Below are 22,169 nucleotides of genomic sequence, written 5' to 3' on the forward strand. Positions count from 1 at the left end.
TCTTTACTTTTTATACTTCGTCACTCTCGCATCTTTTATTACACCTTTCCAGTTCAAACCGAAACCAAAATCATACACATTGCCATCAGCATCTTTGTGACAAGTCATGTCATAAGGGACGTCTTCGGCTTGTTTTTCTACTACGCTCATATTGGCAGGCATTTGCATTGGTAAAAGTGCAGATGGCTCATTTTTACCTGCAATGGTTTCGATAATGGCTTGGTCTTGCACCCCAAAACTCAATAAAATGGCCGAAGCAGAAGGCTCAATTTCAGAGAAAACCATCGGGTTGGTTGTATTCACTACCACAACCACTGGTTTGTTTTTCATTTTTGCCTTTGTGTTTAGGACCAATTGCATATCAGTGATATTTGGCACTTTTGCTGTTTTTCCTTTATACGTGCGATTCGTGAAATTCTCTAAAATATCTCCGCCTGCGATACTTACCTCACGGGCATCATCGGCTTTATAATCATTGTACTGCAAACTGATTGGCACGTAGCCGTTTCCACCATTTTTAGTATCTTCTTTGTCATAACCAATCGAAGCCTTTGGATTTTCGATGAAAACTAAGGCAAAATCTGCTTCATCGGCATTATCGGTTAGGTTGAAATGCTTTTTCACGATTTCCAAATTTACTGGATAATCTTCCGACGCTGGCGTTTCCATTCCTAAGAAATTACGACTGGCTGCAACAAATCTTTTTGGCACATAAACCGTCTTTTTAGTAGTAATCGGTAATGTTTTTGCTTGATTTTTCAACATCACGATTGATTTCAATTGGGCTTCGTAACCTGCTTTCATGAATTCAGGTTTTCCAACAATGGCTTTTGTTTCTTCAGTATTCAAATAAGGATTCTCGAAAACTCCAACTCTGAAAATATTCTTTAGCAATCGCACTGCCGAAGCTTCCATTCTTGCACGCATTTTGGCTTCACCATGTTCTTTGATGCCCATTTCATACGCTTCAAGGAGAGGTTTGATATTATTATTACCACCGTATTGGTCAACACCTGCCATTAATGCCTTGTAGTGAAGTTCAACCAAAGAAAGATTTTCTACACCCCAAGCCTTACCGTCTAAAAACGAATCCATGGCTTTGTGGAGAGCTACCACTGACCAGTCAGTACAAACTACGCCATCGTAGCCGTATTTGGTACGAAGCAAGTCCGTAATCATGTATTTATTGTAATTATTGGCCACATTTTCATGGTTTTTCTTGTCTTGATTCCATGAAATGGTGTAGTAAGGCATAATTGCCGAAGCCATTTTGGTTTGTCCTTTGAGTTTAAATGCTCCTTGTGTGAATGGTATCAAGTGTGCATCGAAATTATTGCCAGGGTAAACCGCAAACTTGCCATTGGCGTAGTGTGCATCACGTCCTGCCTCTCCTGCACCGCCACCTGGCCAGTGTTTTACCATCGCATTCACGCTTTTTGCTCCCCAAACACTCGACTGAAAACCATCGCAATAGGCTTGCCCCATGACAGCCGAAAGCCACGGACTTTCGCCGAATGTGCCATTGAAACGTCCCCAACGTGGTTCGGTAGCAATATCTACTTGTGGCGAAAGGGCAGTTGTGATACCCAAAGCACGGTATTCAGCAGCGGCAATTTTACCAAATTTTTCAATCAAAGTTGGGTCAAAAGTGGCAGCCATACCCAATGAACTTGGCCACATCGAAATTTCGCCACCCGCGGCGGCATCGTATTCGGCTCTTGCTTTGGTTCCGTGGCGTGGGTCTGAACTATTATTTGCTGGAATACCCAAGCCTACACTTTCGCAGTAAGCCTGCATTTTGTTGTTCCATTTGGCCGCTATTTCTGGCGTTTGAACGGTTGTAATCAATACGTGGCGAAGGTTATCCTCGGCTAAGAATTTCTTTTGTTGGTCGGTCAAATCGCTTGGGTCAGTTTCGCCAGCTTTGAAGGGTTTTCCGCCGTAAGTTCCTGCAAAATATCCACCTGGGCGAGCAGGAATAGATTGGTGCGAAGAATATAACATCAAACCCGCAATTTGCTCAACTGTAAGTTTCGATGCTAAATCTTTGGCACGAATATCATCGGCCAAACGCCAGTCTTCGTATTTATCAAGTTTACCGTTTTTATTAAGGTCTTTGAATGACAAACCATTGACTGTCAAAATTTTAACGCCCGAAGTTGGAGCATAAGCGATGGTTTTTCCACCTTTATTCTGAATAACCTTGAAAACAGATTCTTGTGCGATTGCACTCACAAAACCTGTTAGTAGTAAGGCGGTTAAGGTACTTTTTTTCATGATTTTTATTGGTATTTGATATAAAAAACAATTTGATTCTTACGCAAAAATGCTGATAAACGTAAGTAATTGGACAACCTACGTTTATCAGCTTTTGAAAATTTAACGCTGATTTTCGCAAATTATCTGTATAAATCAGCGTTGGAACATCAGCGTTATCAGCGTGCCATATTTTAAGTGACTAAACTACTTTATTTCTTAAAATTCCGATACCTTCAATTTCGAGTTCAACGACATCGCCAGGTTCGAGAGGGCGATGAACGGTAAAATTATTTTCAATTAAACTACCCCAACCGAGTGTGCCTGAACCAAGAATATCGCCCGGCATAAGGTTTACGTTGTTTTCGGAAGCTCGCTCAATCATCTGCTCGAAATTATAGTACGATGTTTTATAATTTCCTTCGCATACGGTTTGGCCATTGATACGAGAAGTCATTTTCAGATTTAGTCTATCGCCTGCCACTTTTGGTACGCTGATGGGTTCTTGAAAAACACTCTCATCAAATGGCACTCTGTACTGCTCCATTTCGTCGGCAGTTACAATACAAGGGCCAATGGCATTGGCAAAATCTTTGCCTTTGTGCGGCCCCAGCGGAATCTCCATTTCTACTTTTTGAATCGCACGGGCTGTCCAATCATTGAAAATCGTATATCCAAAAATATACGGCCGAGCATCGGCAGCTTTAATATCTTTGCCTTTTTTGCCAATGATACACGCAATTTCAAGTTCAATATCCAATTTGGTTTCTTTGGTCGGACGTTTGATTTCATCCTCAGGGCCATAAATGGCTTGGTGGTTGGTGAAATAAAAAATCGGCATATCGTACCAAGCAGGACCAATTTTATGTCCGAATGAGCGAGATGCATTTTGCATGTGCATTTCAAAACCGATGTAATCACGGAAACTACGAGGATTTGGCAATGGTGCTAAAAGTTTTACCTCTGCCAAGCTATAATGTGGCTCAACATCGCCCAACGCTTTGATAATCTCGAAATAGGTTTCATGGTTATCAATAAAAGTGAGCATATCGGTCGGTAATTTTTCACTGGCCAAACGCATATCAACTACGCTTTCGCCCACCAACCAACCGATGCGACTTTCTTGATTTTTATCTAAAAATGTTACGAGTTTCATTTTGATTCTTTGTTACAAAATAGTTTAAATACCCATTCGGAAATCTTTTATGCTGGTTTCGGCGAATTGGAATTCGGAAAAAATAGATTTATTTCCTTTTCCAGCGGGCGATTGTGTGCCAATGCCAATTTTCAAATTTTCGCCATATTCATTTTTGAATACCCTAACCAATTGCCAAATTTTGGCATCGAGTGAATAATAAAATCCTACGACTTTGGTATCGGACGAAATTTTTAAGTAAACCGATTTTGCAGGAATGGCGTCGTGGTTATTATCATCAGAAAATTCTTTTGTCTTTACGGTTACGATTCGACCAATCATTCGTTCATCTACTTCAAAGGCAAATTTGAGCCATTCTGAGTCATTTACATACAAAAAGGCCATTCCTGCGTCATATTTTACGAAGTGCGTTGGGCTGACTTTGATAGAAAAGGTAAACGGTTTGGAGTTATTAACGGGCATCAACAACAGGGGGGCATTTGCCTTATTATAAGGTGGTTGCCCAGGTTCGATAAAGAAATCGGTCTCTACACTCGAAACTATTTCGAGGCTATCGCTACCAAATATTTTACTGTTTTCATTTGCTTTGTTGAGGCTTTCAGAAAACATCCAAGCTATTTTTATGGGGCTATTGCTGTCTTTTTTCTCTTTACTACACCCCAATAAAAGGATAAAAATTAGACCTAAATACTTCATAAATATTTTATTTACGATTGATTCGATTTATGATTTACGAATGAACGAATTGAGTGTAAACAATCGTAAATTATTATATCTCTTGTGTCAATGCCATGCCTGTTTTGCCCATGAGCATACCCATGTTTGAACCTTCGGGCAATGGTTGGTCGGTGTATTCGAGTAGTTCCCAAGCACCCAAAGTCTCTGAAACCTCTACCACCATTTTACAACGGTCGTAGCGACGCTTCATGTATCTTTCAAACACCTCTTCTACTGAACCTTCTTTTTGTAATTCTTCAATCAAAACCACCGCATCTTCAATGGCCAAAGCTGCCCCCGAACCGAGTTGTGGAATGGTCGTATGAGCGGCATCTCCCAAAACTACTACACGATTTTTGTACCACGGTGCGGGCATTTTGAGAGTTTCGAGCGTGCGATAATTGACCAATTTTGCATCGGTTACTTGCGGAATTAGTTCCTGCACCATCGGAATTGGATAAGCCGACATATAGGCTTTTAGCTTATCAACCAACTGGTCTTCTGGAATCATTGGGTTATCGCCCTCAGCCGAGTTCACAAATATATAACACAAATCAGCCGTCATCGGAATTACGCCGAGTTTGTGCTTTTTATTGAAAAAAATATAGCCCGTATCTAAGCTCGCAGGGCGTTTGAAAGCGTATCGCCAAACCGATAAACCTACATAACTTGTTTTAAATTCGCCAAAAATAAGTTTGCGTACTTTTGAGTTCACTCCATCAGCCGCAATAACAATATCGTAGCTACCAGAAGTACCATCAGAGAAAGTTACGTTAGCGACATCTGGCTGATTATCAATCGTTTCGACAGTAACACCCATGAGATATTTTAAGCCTACTTTTTGTGCTTCCTCAAATAAAACATCATGTAGGATTTTGCGAGAAATACCGTTATGGCTCGGAAAACGTCCTATCGGTGGTGTGCCTGCTTCGCCGAATTGCACACCATGAGGCAAGCAAAGTTTAACTTTTCCGTAGGGTGAACCTCGACGCATGGCTTCATCGGCTACTCCGATGGCATCTAAGGCTCTGAGGGCATTGGCTTGCTGAATGATACCTACACCATAAACATTAAATTCTTTATGTAATTCTATGATATCGACTTCAAATCCTGCTTTTTTCAGGCCAATTGCAACCGACTGGCCTCCGATGCCTGCCCCTACTACTAATATTTTTTTTGCCATAGTATTTATAGATTAAAGGTTGAATCATTTTGATTGCGGATTTAGGAATAAATGTGTTTCTTTAAATCCAAAATCCACAATTAAATATAGTGTTGTACCAAAGGTGGTTCTAAGAAAAATGGGCCGATTAAGGCTCTCCATTCTTTGAAAAATTCAGACTCTCGGAAGCCAGTAGTGTGGTCTTCGAGGGTATCCCACTCAATCAATAAAATGTAGCGGTTATTTTGCTCGATACACTTCTTGACTTTAATACTTTGAAAGCCTTTTGATTGTGAAATCACACCTTTGGCGATTTCTAAAGCAGCCTCAAATTCTTGATTTGTATCTTCTTTTATGTCAATTCTTGCAAGTTCGAGTATCATTTTTTTAAATGTTAAATGGTGAATGTTTAATGTTTAATGTTAAATGATAACGATTCACCATTTAACACTTAACATTAATCATTAATAATCGCTACTGCCCTTGTCCAGCCTGCACTTGCTTTTTCGATTTTTGCAGGAAAACAAGCTACTTTAAAGCCAAAAGGTGGTAATTGGTCAAGATTTGCCAGTTTTTCAATTTGACAATACTCCTTTTCGATTCCCACGTAGTGGGCTTGCCAAATAACACCTTGTCTTGGATTTGCCTTATAATCAGCCGCTTGAATGTGTAATGGAATATCCCAACCCCAGCCATCGGTTCCCATTACTTTTATACCTTGGTCGATGAGCCAGTGCGTAGCTTTTGCCGATGCCCCCACATGAATTTTTACAAAATCATCATCATGAATACGCTTATCGGCATCACAACGAATCAGAACAATATCCATCGGTTTTAGTGTATAATTTATTGCTGCGAGTTTTTCGATTAAATCTTCTGGCTCAAACATGTATCCATCAGGTTTATCGGTAAAATCAAGTACCACTCCATCTTGAAAAAACCATTCTAGAGGCATTTCATCAATCGTGCGTGAAGGTTTACCTTCGCAAGTTGGATAATAATGATAAGGAGCATCAACATGCGTTCCACAATGACTTGTTACTGTTAGGGTTTCGCCTGCTGGCCCATTATCATTTACAAAACAATCGGTCATTCCACCAAAAAGCATTGCACCAATCTTCTTTGCACCATTTTTATGGTCTTCATAGTCGATTTTTGTGGCCATTGGCTCTTTAATTTTTTCAGAAATAGTTACTGAAAGGTCTATTATTTTCATATTACCCCTAACCCCTAAAGGGGGATTTTAAATTAATGATAATTTTATTTTAACAATCGTCCGCCATCAACCGTAATGATATTTCCAGTTGAGAAAGTCATGGAAGTGGCAAGCGAAAAAACAACATTAGCTACATCTACGCCCGTTGCAAAACGTCCAAGTGGAGTATTTTCCATTTGATTTTGTAAGAATTTCGGGTCGAAATTTTTGGTATATTCTCCTTCAACAAAGCCTGGGGAAACAGATACAACCCTAATTTTTGGAGCTAAAGCTCTGGCCAATGAGCGTGTCATGGAATCAATGGCTGATTTTGAAGCACAGTACGCAACATTACTTCCGATACCATAAATACCAGCAATTGATGAAATATTGACAATTAACGATGAATCCTTACTTTCGTCAGAAGCCTTCTCTAATAAATCTTTGGTTGCTCTGACCATTGCAAACGAACCTCTGAAATTGGTTTGCATGATTTTATCAATCCATTCGTCTGACAGACCATCCAAATCATCGTGCGGTACTGGCGTAGTAATTCCTGCATTGTTTACCAATACATCTAATTTTCCATACTTTTCTGACACAAATACTTTCAAATCATTTACTTTTTGTGCGTCGGTCGTTGGAGCATGAAAAATACTGTGCTTGGTAGATTGGTTATTGGTTACTGGTAATTGGTTTAGTTCTTCCAATAACTTTTCTGCTTTTGATGAATTTGAATTATAGGTTGCAATGACCGAAAAACCATTTTCGGCAAATTTCTTGCAGATTGCAGAGCCTATTTCCCCTGCCCCGCCTGTCACGAGAACTACACCCCCACCCCCTAAAGGGGAGTTTAAATTTGATTGATTCATATTTATATATTGTTTAAATTTCCCCTTTAGGGATTAGGGGTATATTTCCTTACTCTCAAATCGGCTTGTTCTTTGTGGCCTGCAAAGTTTTCGATTTCACAAAGTCTTGAACAATATTCACCAATTAGCTTGCTTGCCTCTTCGGTTTTGATTTCTTGATACGTACAAGTTTTTAAGAATTTACCCACCCAAAGTCCACCTGTATAGCGAGCTGCTTCACGAGTTGGAAGAGTGTGGTTTGTACCAATCACTTTATCACCGTAAGCCACGTTGGTTTTATCGCCTAAGAATAATCCACCGAAATTGGTCATTTTTTCAAGAAATAAACGTGGATTTTCGGTCATTACCTGTACGTGTTCGCTGGCAATGCGGTCAGCTTCCGAAATTAATTCTTCAACGGTATCACACAAAATTACTTGACCGTAATCTCTCCAAGCTACGCTGGCGACATCAGCCGTTGGTAAAACAGTCAGTTGTCTTTGAATCTCAGCTTCGATCCCTTCGGCAATGGTTTTGCTGGTTGTTAATAAAATTGCTGGCGAAGTTAGGCCGTGTTCAGCTTGACCGAGAAGGTCAGTTGCACAAGTTTCTACATCAGTGGTATCATCGGCAATGACTAAAGTTTCAGTTGGACCAGCAAAAAGGTCAATACCTACTTTACCAAATAGCTGTCGTTTAGCTTCTGCTACGTAGGCATTTCCTGGCCCAACGAGCATGTCAACTGGCTGTACGGTTTCAGTACCAATTGCCATCATAGCGATTGCCTGAACTCCTCCCAAAAGATAAATTTCGTCAGCCCCAGCCATTGACATGGCTGCTACGGTTGCTGCAGGAATTTGTCCGTTGATAGGTGGTGTACACGCAATTACACGCTTTACACCTGCCACTTTTGCCGTAAGTACGCTCATGTGAGCAGAAGCAACCATTGGGTAGCGTCCGCCTGGCACATAACACCCCACCGAGTTTACTGGAATATTTTTATGCCCCAAAAACACACCTGGAAGGGTTTCAACCTCTACATCTTTGATAGATTCACGCTGAATTTTGGCGAAATTTCTGATTTGGGTTTGAGCGAAAGTAATATCATCAATTACCTGTTGTGGTAAACCTGCAATGATTTCTTTGATTTCTGAGTCAGAAAGTCGAAAACTGGCTGGTGACCATTTATCCAAATTCGCTGAAAACTCACGAACGGCAGCATCGCCTTCTTGCGTAACTTTTTCGAGCATATTTTCTACCAATGCCCTTACTTTCAAATCTGCCTCTTTGCTCTCGGCGTAAGTAATTCCTTTTTTTATTTGTTGTATCATATCACCCCTAACCCCTAAAGGGGAATTTTATATCTTAATTAATTTGTTTGGTTTGACTATAATCAGTATTTCCTTACTCCCCTTTAGGGGCTGGGTGTTATTCCTTTATCTTCTTTTCTATCCAATCGTACATATTAAACGACTTTGTGAAGTCATCTACTGAACAGTGAGCTGAACCACTTTCTTCTTTCGGTACGATTTCCATTACGTGTTCGCAAGTGAGTGCCTCATTAACTTTGTAGGCATTTTCTACGAAATTCTGGCGGTCGTCTTCGCCGTGTAGAATGTAAGTTGGGCATTGAATTTTCTCAGCTACCCCTTCCAATGTGAAGTTTTTCAAGCGTTCACGTGCTTCAGTCATGTTATCTGCTCCTACAATATGCTGCACGATTTCGGCTAATGGATGGTTATCAGGACGATTTTTCCAAATATCATAGTAAGACCAAACCGCTCCGAAAATCATACAAACCTTGAAACGTGGCTCGAAAGCGGCACAACGTGCGGCCATGTATCCACCCATAGAAACGGCTCCTATACCCACTCTTGAGGTATCAACGTGTTCGCCAAAATTTTCGATGATGTAATCTAAAACTGCCGACCCTGCTACATTATAATCGTAGCGTGTGTGGATATGATTGAGCCTAAGAGCTGCACCTTGTCCTGGGCCGTCAACTGCCATCATGGCAATTCCACGTTCGTTGAGGTGCTGGGCAATTCCAAAATATAATTCTTCGGCCAAACTATCTAAACCACCAAACATGACCACTACCGGCGGATTTTTCACACCCGATGGTTTAAAAAGGTAAGCAGGTAAAAACGAACCTTCAAAAGGAATATCAACCGTAACTGGACGCTCATCGAATAAGTCAATGGCTTTGATGAAAGCATCACGGCATTTGAGGTAATATGGAATCTTACGTTCATCGTGCAAAGTCATAAAAAACTCGCTGGTACGTAAGTAATTGAACGCTCTGAGGTAGGTTCTGCGAGCAGAAACTCGTTGACCTGCTGCTGCGTAAGCCTCAGCTTTGTCATAAACTTTATCGCCCATTTTCACCCATGCACGATTAAAACTTTCACGGTCAGATGGGTCGATTTCACCCGCTACCTCTAAGATTTCGGCAAATTCACCGCCACCATAATGGGCTTGGGTCAATGCTCTATTTACTTGATATGAAGGCATATACTGCCCAGGAAAATAATGCCACATTTCTTGAATGGTTAATGTTAAATTGTTAATGATTAATGAAATTTATTAAATGAAAATGCACAATGAATGATAATTTTTTATTTATCATCAAGCATTAATCACCTATCATTAACTAAACGTCTGCTGGTTTTACTGTACCGTCTTCCGAAAGGCCAAGTTTTTTACCTTTACCCATTTCGGCAAATGGATTGGCACTGCCCCAAGCGTCGTTTGGATTGTCTTTTAGGTAATGAACATCCAAATGGTCAGGAGCAAAAACAAGTCTTGCACAAGCATAGTATTCAAATAATACACCGCTACCTGGGTCGATGATGTAAATAAAGAAACCTTCGTCGGCCTTGTGGCGAGTTGGAGCTCCCATGACGCTTTTATATCCTTTCTCAATGAAGTAATCAAGGGCTAAAAGTACTTCTTCACGGCTGTCAACATTCCAGCAAATATGGTTTAATACGCCTTCGTTTTCGCCAATATTAGGGTCGGTAAAGACTGCAATATCGTGCGAAAGATTTCCAATGGTGTGTAATCCACCAATGGGTGGCATATCGTCCGAAATTCTGATTTCGTCAGGATTTTTAAGTCCCATGTTTTTCCAGAACTCTTTTTCATTTGCGTATTTGCCTTTTGCAACCATGTAAGTTACGTGGTCGAAACGACGTGGATTTGCTCCTTTCATGCGGTTACTTGCATAGCGGTCGGCATAAATACTACCTCTTTCACCTTGTTCACGCAACCAAACTACATCCCAAAAAACTTCGTGGGTGTGTCCGTCGGGTGATTGAAAACGATAAGCTTTCCCATGACCTAAGTCACCTTCTACCCAGCCACGACCAGCACCGATGCTTTCTAAATAAGCTACGCATTCTTCGAGTGCTTCGGGACTATCAGCACGCCAACCGATATGCCCAAGACCTGACTTTTCGCTCTGCGTAAGTTTTAATGTATGATGAAAATAATCTCCCCAAGCTCGGAGGTAAACTGATGATTCTTCACGACCTGTTTCGTCCATACCAACAACATCTCTGAAGAATTCAACAGATCTGTTTAGGTCAGTAGTCAATACCTCTACGTGAGCCATTTGAGAAAGAAAATGAGGATTCTTTGCCATATCAATAATTGTTATTATCTAAGATTTAATGTTACAAAATTAATTTAGTAAATGCAGATTTATTTAGCATTTTGCGGCGAATACTATGCAAAATCAGAGATATGGCATATAAAAAAGGAAAGATTTTGTACTTCAGAATGAAAAATACTTCAAATGAATAATACGCCTATCTTTTTTCGGAAGTCTTAAATGTAAAAATCTATATTCAATCGGCAATAAAAACCATTTTTAGAGGTATTGTTCGCAATTTTTTCCAGATTTTCTAATACAGTCACTCTTTTAGATGGGCAGTAGAATTAAAGGCAAGGCTTTCTGAGATATATTTTTTAGCCTAATGATGCAATTCTTATAGATATCGTTTCGTGTAAACTGCAATAATACAGCATCATAAAGGCTTTTTTCATAACAAAAACAGACTGTAATTTAGCAAAATCAATCATATTGATATAAAACAAAAACCGCAGCTTAGGGCTGCGGTTTTTAAATCCATTTCTGAGGGTTTCTGATTATTTTTTTTCTTTTTTCAAAACCAACTCTACATCATTATCCATAATCTTAAATTTAAGTTTGATAACTTCTCCTTCCAATTTACCCGCAATTTTCACATCGTTTTCCATGATATTGATTGTAAATTCAAGGTCATTACCTTTTATTTTCCCATCTTTAAGAGCAATTTCAGTTCCATCTGGGCCAGATGTTGTGCCTGTCAATTTTTCACCGTCGGCTTTAAAGTTATAAGCTACATCAAATTGGTCCATTACTTTACCAACCCATTTTCCGTTGACGTCTTGGGCGAATGATGCGATTGTGATTGCAAAAAATAAAAATGCGGTTGCGAAAGTTTTCTTTAACATTGTTTTGGTTGTTTAATATATTTTGAAAAATTGAAATAAATACCTCTAAAACTCCCCTTTAGGGGTCGGGGGTTATTGCATTTGCATTCCTTCCATTGAAGAAGGGTTACTATTTTTCTTAAACATTTTCATGTCCATTTTACCAAATCTAATAGATAAATTTAGCTTAATAATCTGTGGATTTGATAAACGAGTATAAGTCTGTGAAAAACCTTCGCCCGTCGAAACTTGGGTGTTGATACGTGTACGGAAAATATCATTTACTGAAAGTGTCAGCGAAGCCAAATCATTTTTCAAGAATGTTTTCTTCACGGCCAAATCAACTCCATAGAAAGGTTTAATGTATCCTTGCGATGAGCTTTGTGCTTGGCTCATTGGGCCTGCAAATCCTTGGTTTTGAGTAACAGGCATATTAGTTTTTCCTTGATAATCGGCCGAAAGCTGAATCACCCATTTTTTAGGAAGACTAAAATTATTGTTCAATTTACCAAAAACCGTCCAAAGTGCTGCCACCGAAGGTGCATTATCTATATTATCGGTATTGATTTTTGAATTATAGAAATTGACATTGGCTGTCAAATCCCACCATTTTTGTACTTTGTTGGTGTAAGTAAATTCGGCACCGTAATTGAGACTCGAATTGGCATTTATATAAGTATTGATAAGGTCGAGTTTGCCACTAATTGGGTTTATTTCTTGATTCAAATATCTGGTAATCAGGTTATTGGTATGTTTATAATACGCCGATGCCAAGAATGTACCAGTACCTTGTGATTTGCTGTACGAAATCTCGCCAGACGTTGTAAACTCAGGCACAAGATTGGCATTTCCACGAGTAATATTTAGGCTATCGCTGAAATCAATGAACGGAATTAGTTGGAAAAAATTCGGACGATTGACTCTGCGAGTAACACTCAACTGAATTTGGTCAGTTTTTGATAAACTTTTGCTAATAAACACCGATGGAAATAAACTAATCGGATAACTATTGCTGAATTTTTCACCTGTATTCAATAATTTTCCTTCATAGGCTGAGCTTTCGGCTCTTAAACCAACTTTATACGAAAACACTGTACTGGCTTTGCCCGAAAGTGAAAAATAAGCAGCATAAACACTATTTTTACTATCATAATTTGCCGAAGCCGATGTGATATTTCTATACTCCTCAGTTCCGACGGCTTTCAATGAGTTATTATTGATGTTTTCTAAATCATTGATTTGAGCTCTAATACCCGTTTCGATATTAATTCCATTCTTAAATGGCTTTGTATAATCTGTTTGGAAAGTCATGGATTTGTTAGCACCAGAAGCAATGTTTTTCTGAATTTGAGTACCTGTAATCAAGTTAGAAACGTTATAATAATTGGTCGTATAGATTCCTAAACCTGAGTTTTCGCCTCCCATATAATTGAAATCCATTGTGAGTTCTTCTCCAGATGTCGGAAACTTATGTTGTAAGCCTAACTGTAATCCTCTTGGCTTGAAACTACGCTCCGACTCAGAAAGTCGATTGCTTACTGTTGACCTGCCCGATGTTGTATTGGTAATCAGAATGTCTTCCGATGGTCGAAACTTTCCGCCTGCCAGCAAAGTTCCAACCGATAGCGTCGTACGGTTCGAGATATTATAATCGACACTTAATCGCCCAAACGTCATCATGCCTTTGGTTTTACTTTCGATGTCTTGCACCACATTTGAGTTGATACCGCCAATGCTGCTCGTACGCTCACTGTTTCCTTCGGTGTTGTTTCGCATACGCATATTCATGCCCATGAGTGTAACATTCCATTTTTTCTGATTTATTCCTATATTTCCCATCACATTTGAGCCGCCATTACTATCGGTACCCATATTGAGCATTCCGTTGTAACCACTCTTTTTGTTCTTTTTTAAGATAATGTTTAGAATTCCCGCCATGCTGCCTGAAGCATCGTATTTAGCTGATGGATTGGTAATTACTTCCACCTTTTCGATAACATCAGCGGGAATTTGTTCGAGTGAAAGCGTTGTAGGGCGGCCATCAATAAAAATCGTTGGTGCGGCATTACGAAGTTTTACGTTTCCATCAATATCTACTTGCAACGAAGGAATATTTCGCATCACATCAACGCCTGTTCCGCCTGCCGTTACTATGTTTTTTTCTACATTGAATATTTTTTTATCAATATCCATTTCGAGCAAAGCTTTTTGGGCAGTTACAGTAACTGCATCTAAAACCTTTGTATCGCTCTCGATTCTTAGATTTCCTAAGTCTTTCTCGAAAGCCGCCATCATTTTGGCAATCATGGCAGGGTCAGGTTGTTGGCCAGCTTTTGGCGGTGTCATACCTTCCATCTTAGGCATGGCAAATGCCACAGGCATTTCGATGGTTTTGTAGCCCACCGAGCTGATTTTTAGCTTTAACTTTGCCATAATTGGTACTTCGGTGAAATTAAAATCACCGTTAAGCTCAGTACTCTGAGCTTTTACCATTACCTCTTTGTTTTGTTTGGTGGCGTTGTCGAAAGTAGTTTTGAGCAAAACAACCGATGCAAATTCTACTGGTTTTCCTTGCTCGTCAACTATTTTCCCGAATAATCTCCCTTCTGGCATTTTTGCTCCTGCTGGTGGACCACCCATTGGCATTTGAGCAAAACTTGTAAGTGTGATGAGTGCTGCTACGAGAGCAGATAATAGCCTTTTCATTTTCATAAAAATTTATGTTGGAATCGTTTCTTTTTGAAACTTGATTCAAAATTGAAAAGGAAAATCGGATGCAACAAAGATTTGTATATCTGTGAAGATGAAGTGTATATCTGTGAAAAGTCAGTTGCCTTGTTTCTACAAAATGTTTTCAACGTAAGTCTTACCAACAGGCAATTCTACTTTTGAAAGAAACACTTTTGAATGATGAAAAGAAGTGATTTTTCGTTTGTTAATGATAAAAGAATTATGGATTCGAGCAAAAACTTTTTTGGGCAATTTACTTTCCATTCCACGCAAATTACTGCGAGTTAGAAGGGGGTGAATGCGGTTTTCTAAATAAATTTTCACATAGTCTTTTAAGCCCTCGATATAAATTATTTCATCAAAAAACAGTTGAACTTTTTGGTATTCTACATTTATCAAAATGTAATTTTCTTCGGATTCTGTTTTTAGTTTATCTTTTAATTTTAACTGATTTTCTACTTTTTTGAGTGCCGCTTCCAAGCGTTCTTTCCTAATAGGTTTCATCAGATAATCAACCGCATTGAGTTCAAAACCCTCTAAAGCGTATTGATGATAGGCCGTTGTAAAAATAACCAAAGGTGGATTTGGTAGATGTCGGATAAACTGAGTGCCAAGCATTTCGGGCATTTGAATATCAGAAAAAATGAGGTCAACTTCATGATTTTGCAGAAAATCAGGCACATCGACAGGGCTATTGAATTTTTCGACAATTTCTACATTCTTAAAATCCAATAAATCATCTTCTAAGATATTTAACGCAAATGGTTCGTCGTCGATTAAAATACACTTTATTTTCATCTTTTAACCTAATTATATTTCCCTCAAACTTAGAAAAAAACCTATGCTATAAATTCTTTATCATTTATACAATCTCTAATTATTTTCCAACTCTAATCTTAAAACTACATCGAAATATTCTTCATCACTATTAATTGTCAATTCGTGTTTATCTGGATAAAGTAGTGCCAAGCGTCTTTGGATGTTTGTTAGGCCAATACCTTCATTTTGAATGTTCGTTTTTTGTAGCAAAATTTTATTTCTTGAATGAAAAATTATGCCAGTCGGAATCTTCTGAAATTCAAAAACAATATCTGGTACATTTTTGCTATCAATACCATATTTGAAGGCATTTTCGACAAAGTGAATAAATAGCAGAGGTTCGATTAAAAAATTATTGATGCTTTCATCTACTTTGAAAACCACATTTCCTTCAATCGGCAGACGTAAGATTTGGAGTTCGATAAAGTTACGTAAATGTTCTATTTCTCGACTAAATTCTACTTTTGAGCCTTCTACTTCATAAATGATGTATCGGAGAATCTCTGAAAGCTTCATTACTGACTCTTCCGACTGCTCTGATTTTTTACGAATCAACCAACGAATATTATTAAGTGTATTGAATAAAAAATGTGGACTAATCTGTAATTTTAGCATATTTAGCTCAGCAGCAGTTTTCTCAATTTCGATAAGTTTGTTGAACTCTTTTTGGCGGGCTTGTTCGTCATATAAAAACATCATGGTGCTGGTAAGCATACACAGCGAATAAGTAATACTTGGACCAATTATGAATCGAAAAAATATGAAATTCTTATTCTGTAGGTTTTTCATTTCATCAAGAGGGCTGTACCTTACTGTCAAATAGGTTATAAATACGTATATTCCCAAAACTAAAAAAGTCAATGCAATAAATTTCAGCCGACTTTTCTCGAAAAAGTATTTAGGAGCGATATAATTAAGGTTTAGGTAGAAAGCCCCTGCTAAAAATAAAATATTTATGAAATGAGTTTTTATAAAATAAAGGTTAGTTTCCGATATTTTATTAGGCTCGTAGATAAAGCCAATAAAAGGCAACAAAAATAAAGCTGTCCAAGTAATGATGTGCAAATAATACGATTTTATGGCTCGTTTTAGCATTTTTTTCTAAATAATTAACAATATTAGCTATTTCCTTATTGATTAAAAAGATTATCCACAAACAAAAAGAGGTGCAATTAACATAATCGCACCTCTCTTATTGATTTAATAAAACTATTTTACTTCAAAAACATAAGTTCCAGAAGTCAATGGAATCACAACTTTATCACCTTCAGTTTTGTCGGTTTTTACACTTTTACCAGATTCCGTAATTTGCTTATTAGCAGGTAGATATAATGTCGCCGAGGTATTGGCAGGCACAGTAAACTTATAAGTTATTTTACTACCTTCAATCTTCCATTCGCTGCTGATTCGTCCGTACATCGAATCATAATAACCTTTGGCAAATGTGATTTGTCTGCTTGGGTCAGGTGTTGGTTTTAGGATAAACTCCTTGAAACCAGTCTTTTGTGGGTGGCGTTGAATTCCCAATGAATAATTATACATCCACGAAGCCACCGCTCCAAACGAATAGTGATTGAATGAATTCATTGAGTTATTTCCACCAAAACCATTTTCCACGGTATAAGAATTAAGCCTTTCCCAAATAGAAGTGGCTCCATTAACGACCGAATATAGCCAAGATGGATACTGTTTATTGACCAACAATTTATAGGCTAAATCGTTACTACCGTTTTCAGAAAGTGCTTCCGAAATTGAAGCCGTTCCGATAAAACCTGTCATTAATGAATTTTCTGGGCGTTCCACGCCATTATCATCTTTATTTTTGCGAGCAATGGCTTCGTTTAAAAATTTAACCGCAAATGCTTTATTCTCGGCATTAAAAGTTCTCAAAGCCAACGGAATCGCATACGATGCTTGGGTATCTATCAACTCTCCTTTGTCGGTTTTTGTTTCTGTTTGTTGGGAATTTGGAGGTCCAAAACTTGGGGCTTTTACACCAGATTTTACGGTTCGATGGGTAGTTTTATCAACATAAATTTCGTTAAAGGCTTTCTTTATTTCTTCACTTCTTTTTTTCAAACTTTTTGCTTCGTCTGTTTTACCCAAAACTGCCGCCATTTGACTCATAATGTCTAAGTCGTAAGCAAAATAAGCCATCCAAAAGAGCGTATTATCGTTTTTATTTCCTTCTGGACTCAACCAGTCGCCCAATGGCCCTTCGTTTAAGATTCCGTTTGTTTTATCAACTTTGGTTTCTAAGAAATTGATGTATTTTTTCATGGCACCGAAATGCTCGCTAAGTAATTGAATATCACCGTATTGGCGGTACGTTTCCCACGCAACCACGATTCCTGCACTTCCCCAAAGCGTGCCACCGAAGCCGCCACCAACTGGGGCTACATCGGTAAAGCGTCCGCTTTCGGGTTGAATATCTCGCATCGCCAAAAGGTGTCTTCTCAAAAATAAGTTTGCATCGGTTAGATAAGTAGCACTTTTTGAGAAAACCGAAATATCGCCACTCCAACCCATTCGCTCATTGCGGGCAGGAGTGTCGGTCGGAATCGAAAGGAAATTACTACGAAGCGACCAAGTGATGTTTTGCCAAAGTTTATTGACGAGTGCATTATTGGTTTCGTAGAAAGAAGCCAACTCGCTTATAGAACTGATTACTAAGCCTTTAACATCTGCCACAGGAATGGCTTGCTCAACGCCTGTAATTTCTAAATACCGATACCCATGAAATGTAAATCTTGGTTGAATTACCTCATCGCCACCTTTCAGAATATATTGGTCTTGTGTGAGAGCGGCTCTGATGTTTTCCATCATTACCATTCCTTCATTTCCTTTATAATCAGGCAAATTTGGGTATTTTATTTCAGCAAAACGCATCGTAATTACTTGCCCTTTTTTACCATTTTTTATCTTAATTTGCGGAAAACCCACCATGTTTTGCCCCATATCATACACAAAAACTTTCGGACGAACTTCTTCTACATTGAGGGCATTGAGTGTTTTAACGATACTGGCATTGTCGCCCATTTGCCCAACGAGTTTAAAATCATTATAGGGTAATGAAGCTGAATATCGACCAGAATATTTTACATCACCTACTACGGAGGTACCTTCAAGTGGAACTTCAAAAGCTTTTTTCCAAGATTTATCATCATAAGTAGCTGTTGTCCAGCCTTTTATTGCATCTTCTTTGGTGGCATCATACACTTCTCCCTGAAAAAACGACCCAACTCTGATTGGTCCATCGGTATAGATTTTCCAATCTTTATCATTCGACGTTACGATTTGTTCTGAACCATCGGCATAGGAAATCACCATTTTTGCCAGAAGCGATTGACGGTCGCCGAACCAGTTCCAGCTTTCGCCGCTATATGTAATATTTCCTGACCACCAACCTTCACTCAACCACGCACCAATGGCATTGGCTTGTCCATTTTTTAGTGAAGCAGTTACATCATAAGTTTGATACATGTGGTTTTTGTTGTACTGCGTAAGTCCAGGATTGAAGTATTCGTTGCTTATGCGTTGTCCGTTTAGATAGACCTCATAAATACCACGTGCGGTTACGTATAAACGTGCTTTTTTGATTGATTTTGCTTCAGTTTTGAACACATTTCGGAGCATTGGTGTAGCATTTCGACTTGGATTTGCTGTTATCAAAGTATTGGGTGAAAGTCGATAAACACCATTTTCGATAGTTAAGCCTTCAAAAATGCTTTTATTGGTTGAGAGGTTTTCGGAAAAAATAGTATTACTCGGATAACGAAGATTTTTTACTTGAATATTTGAAAAAGAAGCGGTTTGATTGGCTTCAGTTTTGAAACCAATATCGGCCAACATCGGAAAACTGATATAATTATTGCCGCTACCGACTGGGTTTAGATTGATGCCTCTCGGACCAAAACGACCAGCGGATGGAGCATTAGGGTCTTTTAGTTTGTGGGCATCATCAGTACCATCAACAAAAAATTCAAATAAATCGAAATTACATTCGGTATAAATGCTATGTTTATCAAATTTATTAGTGTTATTGATGATATTTTGAGGAATTGATAGCGTTTTAAAAGGAATATTTGTTTTATCATCAACAGTGTAGCCAACTCGATAGATGTTTAATTTAGCTCGGCTGGAAGTATCAGCACTGAGTGATGAAATATCTAATTCAAGCGAAACATAACTTTCATTTTTCTTGCGTTCGACTGCCATCAGATTTAAACTTTTATTCATCAAACGGCTATCATTCGCTCCAAATAAAAATGCGGCTTTACTACTATTTTTATCCAATTGAATATCGTATTGAAGTTTAAAAACCGATAAATAATGCGAATAAAATGGCATATCTTCTGCACCTCCGCCAATCCAGTTAGCACCTGACCACGCATCCATTTTTGTATTCAGAAAACCTGTTTCAAACCAAGAATTATTGACCGAAAAAGCCTTAAAATTATCCCAAACCGTTAGTTTCCAACGGTAGCGTGTGGTTGGTTTTAAAGTTTCTCCTTCATACTGAATGGCATGAGAAAGGTCAGATTCGACCCTTTTTGAGTTCCAAACTACTTGATTTTGTTCATCAGTAACTTCAATCTGATAAGCGATTTGGGCTTGTCCTCGTTTGTTAGTAGCATTTGTCATTTGCCACGAAAATTGTGGCGTGCCTAAATCCGTACCCAGAGGGGTGGTTTGATAATTGACTTGGAGTTTTTGTAGTTTGAATTGAGCAAAAATTTGACCCAAAGACAACATAAAAATAGCTGTCAGTAGTATTTGTTTTTTCATCGTTAAGGTTGAATATTTCGTTTGAGAATTGAATTTGTAACTTCAAAAATATAACTAATATTTATCAAAAGACTCCTGCACTGTCTTGTTTAAAAGTAATTTCAAATCAGAATTTTGAGGATACACAAAAGTGCCACAAAACCACGAATAAAAAGAGATAAATCGTGGCTTTGCAGCAAAATACTATTACCTCAATATTACTTCTCCACAAAATACTGCACAGCTTCAACTTTTTTTGTAACTGAAACCCCTACTTTGATATGTTTTTGATGTTCGGGCGACTTGGCGTATTTATCTAAATCTTCCAAAGAAGCAAACGTAAAAGCATAGGTATGTTTGTTTTCTTTGTTGCGGTCGGTGATAGGAGCAACTCCCCATTCATAAGCCTTCACAACTTTTAGTTTGGCCAAACCTTTAAAAGATTTATCGACTTCATCAATTTCATTTTGAGGAGCATTTTCGGTGAAAGTTACCGTAACAATATGCTTGAAAAGTTTAGCTGATTTAGCTTGTGTATTAGCACTAAAACTACTGACTATCAATAGGATAGCAATTTTAAAAAAGAGTTTTTTCATTGTTATAAATTTTTGGTTAAAATTAAGCAAAAGCCCCACCATCAACGGCCATACAATGCCCCGTAATAAAACTCGACTGGTCGGAACAAAGCCAAAGGGCTACATCAGCTACTTCATCGGGATGCCCCATGCGTTTCATGCGTTGAAAATTAATGGCCTGTTGTAAAGCTTCAGGATTTTCGGCCAGCTTTCGTCGTCCGTGCATAATCATGGGTGTTTCGATGGCAGTCGGACAAATGGCATTGATTCTAATATTTTTGGTAGCATATTCAATAGCTGCCGATTTCACTAAGCCATTTACGCCATGTTTCGATGCAGCATAAGGTGAGTTTTCGGGTTGCCCCACCAAACCTGCCGCTGACGACACACAAACGATATTTCCGCCGCCTTGTTTTATCATTTGTTCTAACTGAAATTTTACACAATACCAAGTGCCTATCAGATTGATTTGGATTTGATTCAACCAATCTTCTTCGGGATATTCATGCACTGGTTTTGAGACTTTTCCTGCAATTCCTGCACAGTTTACGGCATAATCTATTCTGCCAAAGGTTTTTACGGTGGTTTCTATTAGATTTATTACGTCTGCTCGTTCGCCGATATTAACCTTCAGCCCCCTAACCCCCAGTGGGGGAATTATTTTTTCTATTTCAGAAACTATTTCACTTAAATCATTAATATCAGCCAATACAACTTTAGCTCCTTCTTGAGCAAATTTGATGGCGGTTGCACGCCCAATGCCCGATGCTGCACCCGTTACGATAGCTACTTTATTTTGGAATCTTTTCATTATCTTTGCTTAAAATCTTTGTTTTTTTATGGAAATTACCAGTTTATCTCAATTAGATGTCGCCAACGGAATTTATACCTATGCCGATTATCTCACTTGGAAGTTCGAGCAAACCGTCGAACTAATCAAAGGTAGAATTCTGCAAATGTCTGCTCCAAGTCGGAGACATCAAGGAATGTCAATGGAACTTAGTGCAACTGTTTATCAAAAATTTAAAGGGCATCGTTGTAAATTTTACGCTGCTCCTTTTGATGTTCGTTTGTATGATAAATCTAAGTCTGTTAAAGCCAATAAAGATATTTATACCGTTGTTCAACCCGACATTTCTATCATCTGCGACCTCGAAAAATTAGATGAAAAAGGATGTCTCGGTGCTCCTGATTTGGTCATTGAAATTCTTTCTCCTGGCAATTCTTCAAAAGAAATGAAACTCAAAAAGGCTCTTTATGAAGAATCAGGCGTAAGAGAATACCTTATTTTTGACCCCGACCACGAAAACGTATTTCAATTTCATCTAACAGAAGCGGATATTTACAGTCCAGCTACGATTTATGTGGATGATGAAATTCTAACAAGTGTAATTTTTCCAGATTTTCATATAAATCTTAAAGAAGTTTTTGCAGCAGAATAATGAATTTCGCACAAAACCCT

The 22,169-nt window shown here is 38.5% G+C and carries 18 protein-coding genes; 1 reads left to right on the forward strand and 17 read right to left on the reverse strand.

Annotation, left to right across the window (positions count from 1 at the left end; translation table 11 throughout):
* Window positions 1–3: 3 nt before the first annotated feature.
* The 17 genes from ABR854_RS10445 to ABR854_RS10525 form a co-directional block, all read right to left on the reverse strand.
* The gene (locus ABR854_RS10445; protein ID WP_350265338.1) at window positions 4–2,277 is read right to left on the reverse strand and encodes a glycoside hydrolase family 3 protein; all 2,274 of its coding nucleotides are present in this window, start codon (window positions 2,275–2,277) and stop codon (window positions 4–6) included.
* Window positions 2,278–2,458: 181 nt separating this feature from the next.
* A complete protein-coding gene (locus ABR854_RS10450) occupies window positions 2,459–3,412 on the reverse strand; it encodes a fumarylacetoacetate hydrolase family protein (protein WP_350265339.1) in 954 nt (317 codons plus the stop codon).
* A gap of 24 nt (window positions 3,413–3,436) precedes the next feature.
* On the reverse strand, window positions 3,437–4,108 hold the full coding sequence (locus tag ABR854_RS10455) for a DUF1349 domain-containing protein (protein ID WP_350265340.1): 672 nt from the start codon (window positions 4,106–4,108) through the stop codon (window positions 3,437–3,439).
* A 73-nt stretch (window positions 4,109–4,181) separates the two neighbouring features.
* Entirely contained in the window at window positions 4,182–5,312 is a 1,131-nt protein-coding gene (locus ABR854_RS10460; RefSeq protein WP_350265341.1) for an FAD-dependent monooxygenase, read from the reverse strand.
* A gap of 80 nt (window positions 5,313–5,392) precedes the next feature.
* A complete protein-coding gene (locus ABR854_RS10465) occupies window positions 5,393–5,674 on the reverse strand; it encodes an antibiotic biosynthesis monooxygenase family protein (RefSeq protein WP_350265342.1) in 282 nt (93 codons plus the stop codon).
* Window positions 5,675–5,748: 74 nt separating this feature from the next.
* The gene (locus tag ABR854_RS10470; protein ID WP_350265343.1) at window positions 5,749–6,507 is read right to left on the reverse strand and encodes a cyclase family protein; all 759 of its coding nucleotides are present in this window, start codon (window positions 6,505–6,507) and stop codon (window positions 5,749–5,751) included.
* Window positions 6,508–6,551: 44 nt separating this feature from the next.
* Window positions 6,552–7,358 (reverse strand): SDR family NAD(P)-dependent oxidoreductase, encoded by an 807-nt coding sequence (locus ABR854_RS10475; protein ID WP_350265344.1) that lies wholly within the window; start codon window positions 7,356–7,358, stop codon window positions 6,552–6,554.
* A 26-nt stretch (window positions 7,359–7,384) separates the two neighbouring features.
* Window positions 7,385–8,668: a histidinol dehydrogenase gene (gene hisD, locus ABR854_RS10480; protein WP_350265345.1), complete on the reverse strand. Its 1,284-nt coding sequence runs from the start codon at window positions 8,666–8,668 to the stop codon at window positions 7,385–7,387.
* A gap of 97 nt (window positions 8,669–8,765) precedes the next feature.
* Entirely contained in the window at window positions 8,766–9,878 is a 1,113-nt protein-coding gene (locus ABR854_RS10485; RefSeq protein ID WP_350265346.1) for an alpha/beta hydrolase family protein, read from the reverse strand.
* 112 nt (window positions 9,879–9,990) lie between these two features.
* Entirely contained in the window at window positions 9,991–10,983 is a 993-nt protein-coding gene (locus ABR854_RS10490; protein ID WP_350265347.1) for a VOC family protein, read from the reverse strand.
* A 506-nt stretch (window positions 10,984–11,489) separates the two neighbouring features.
* Entirely contained in the window at window positions 11,490–11,837 is a 348-nt protein-coding gene (locus ABR854_RS10495) for a hypothetical protein (RefSeq protein WP_305951743.1), read from the reverse strand.
* 72 nt (window positions 11,838–11,909) lie between these two features.
* On the reverse strand, window positions 11,910–14,522 hold the full coding sequence (locus ABR854_RS10500; RefSeq protein ID WP_350265348.1) for a TonB-dependent receptor domain-containing protein: 2,613 nt from the start codon (window positions 14,520–14,522) through the stop codon (window positions 11,910–11,912).
* Window positions 14,523–14,657: 135 nt separating this feature from the next.
* Entirely contained in the window at window positions 14,658–15,344 is a 687-nt protein-coding gene (locus ABR854_RS10505; RefSeq protein WP_350265349.1) for a LytR/AlgR family response regulator transcription factor, read from the reverse strand.
* A gap of 75 nt (window positions 15,345–15,419) precedes the next feature.
* Window positions 15,420–16,460 (reverse strand): sensor histidine kinase, encoded by a 1,041-nt coding sequence (locus ABR854_RS10510; RefSeq protein WP_350265350.1) that lies wholly within the window; start codon window positions 16,458–16,460, stop codon window positions 15,420–15,422.
* Window positions 16,461–16,574: 114 nt separating this feature from the next.
* Complete coding sequence (locus ABR854_RS10515) at window positions 16,575–20,153, reverse strand: family 78 glycoside hydrolase catalytic domain (RefSeq protein WP_350265351.1); 3,579 nt, start codon at window positions 20,151–20,153, stop codon at window positions 16,575–16,577.
* 197 nt (window positions 20,154–20,350) lie between these two features.
* The gene (locus tag ABR854_RS10520; protein WP_350265352.1) at window positions 20,351–20,728 is read right to left on the reverse strand and encodes a Dabb family protein; all 378 of its coding nucleotides are present in this window, start codon (window positions 20,726–20,728) and stop codon (window positions 20,351–20,353) included.
* A gap of 22 nt (window positions 20,729–20,750) precedes the next feature.
* Window positions 20,751–21,518, reverse strand: a complete 768-nt coding sequence (locus ABR854_RS10525) for an SDR family NAD(P)-dependent oxidoreductase (RefSeq protein ID WP_350265353.1) — start codon at window positions 21,516–21,518, stop codon at window positions 20,751–20,753.
* Window positions 21,519–21,546: 28 nt separating this feature from the next.
* On the opposite strand from ABR854_RS10525, the gene ABR854_RS10530 reads away from it, so the two are divergent.
* Window positions 21,547–22,149 carry a Uma2 family endonuclease gene (locus ABR854_RS10530; protein WP_350265354.1) on the forward strand — a complete coding sequence of 201 codons (603 nt, stop codon included), beginning with the start codon at window positions 21,547–21,549 and terminating at the stop codon, window positions 22,147–22,149.
* Window positions 22,150–22,169 lie beyond the last annotated feature (20 nt).

The sequence above is a fragment of the Emticicia sp. W12TSBA100-4 genome, from assembly GCF_040253585.1.
Taxonomy (GTDB): domain Bacteria; phylum Bacteroidota; class Bacteroidia; order Cytophagales; family Spirosomataceae; genus Emticicia.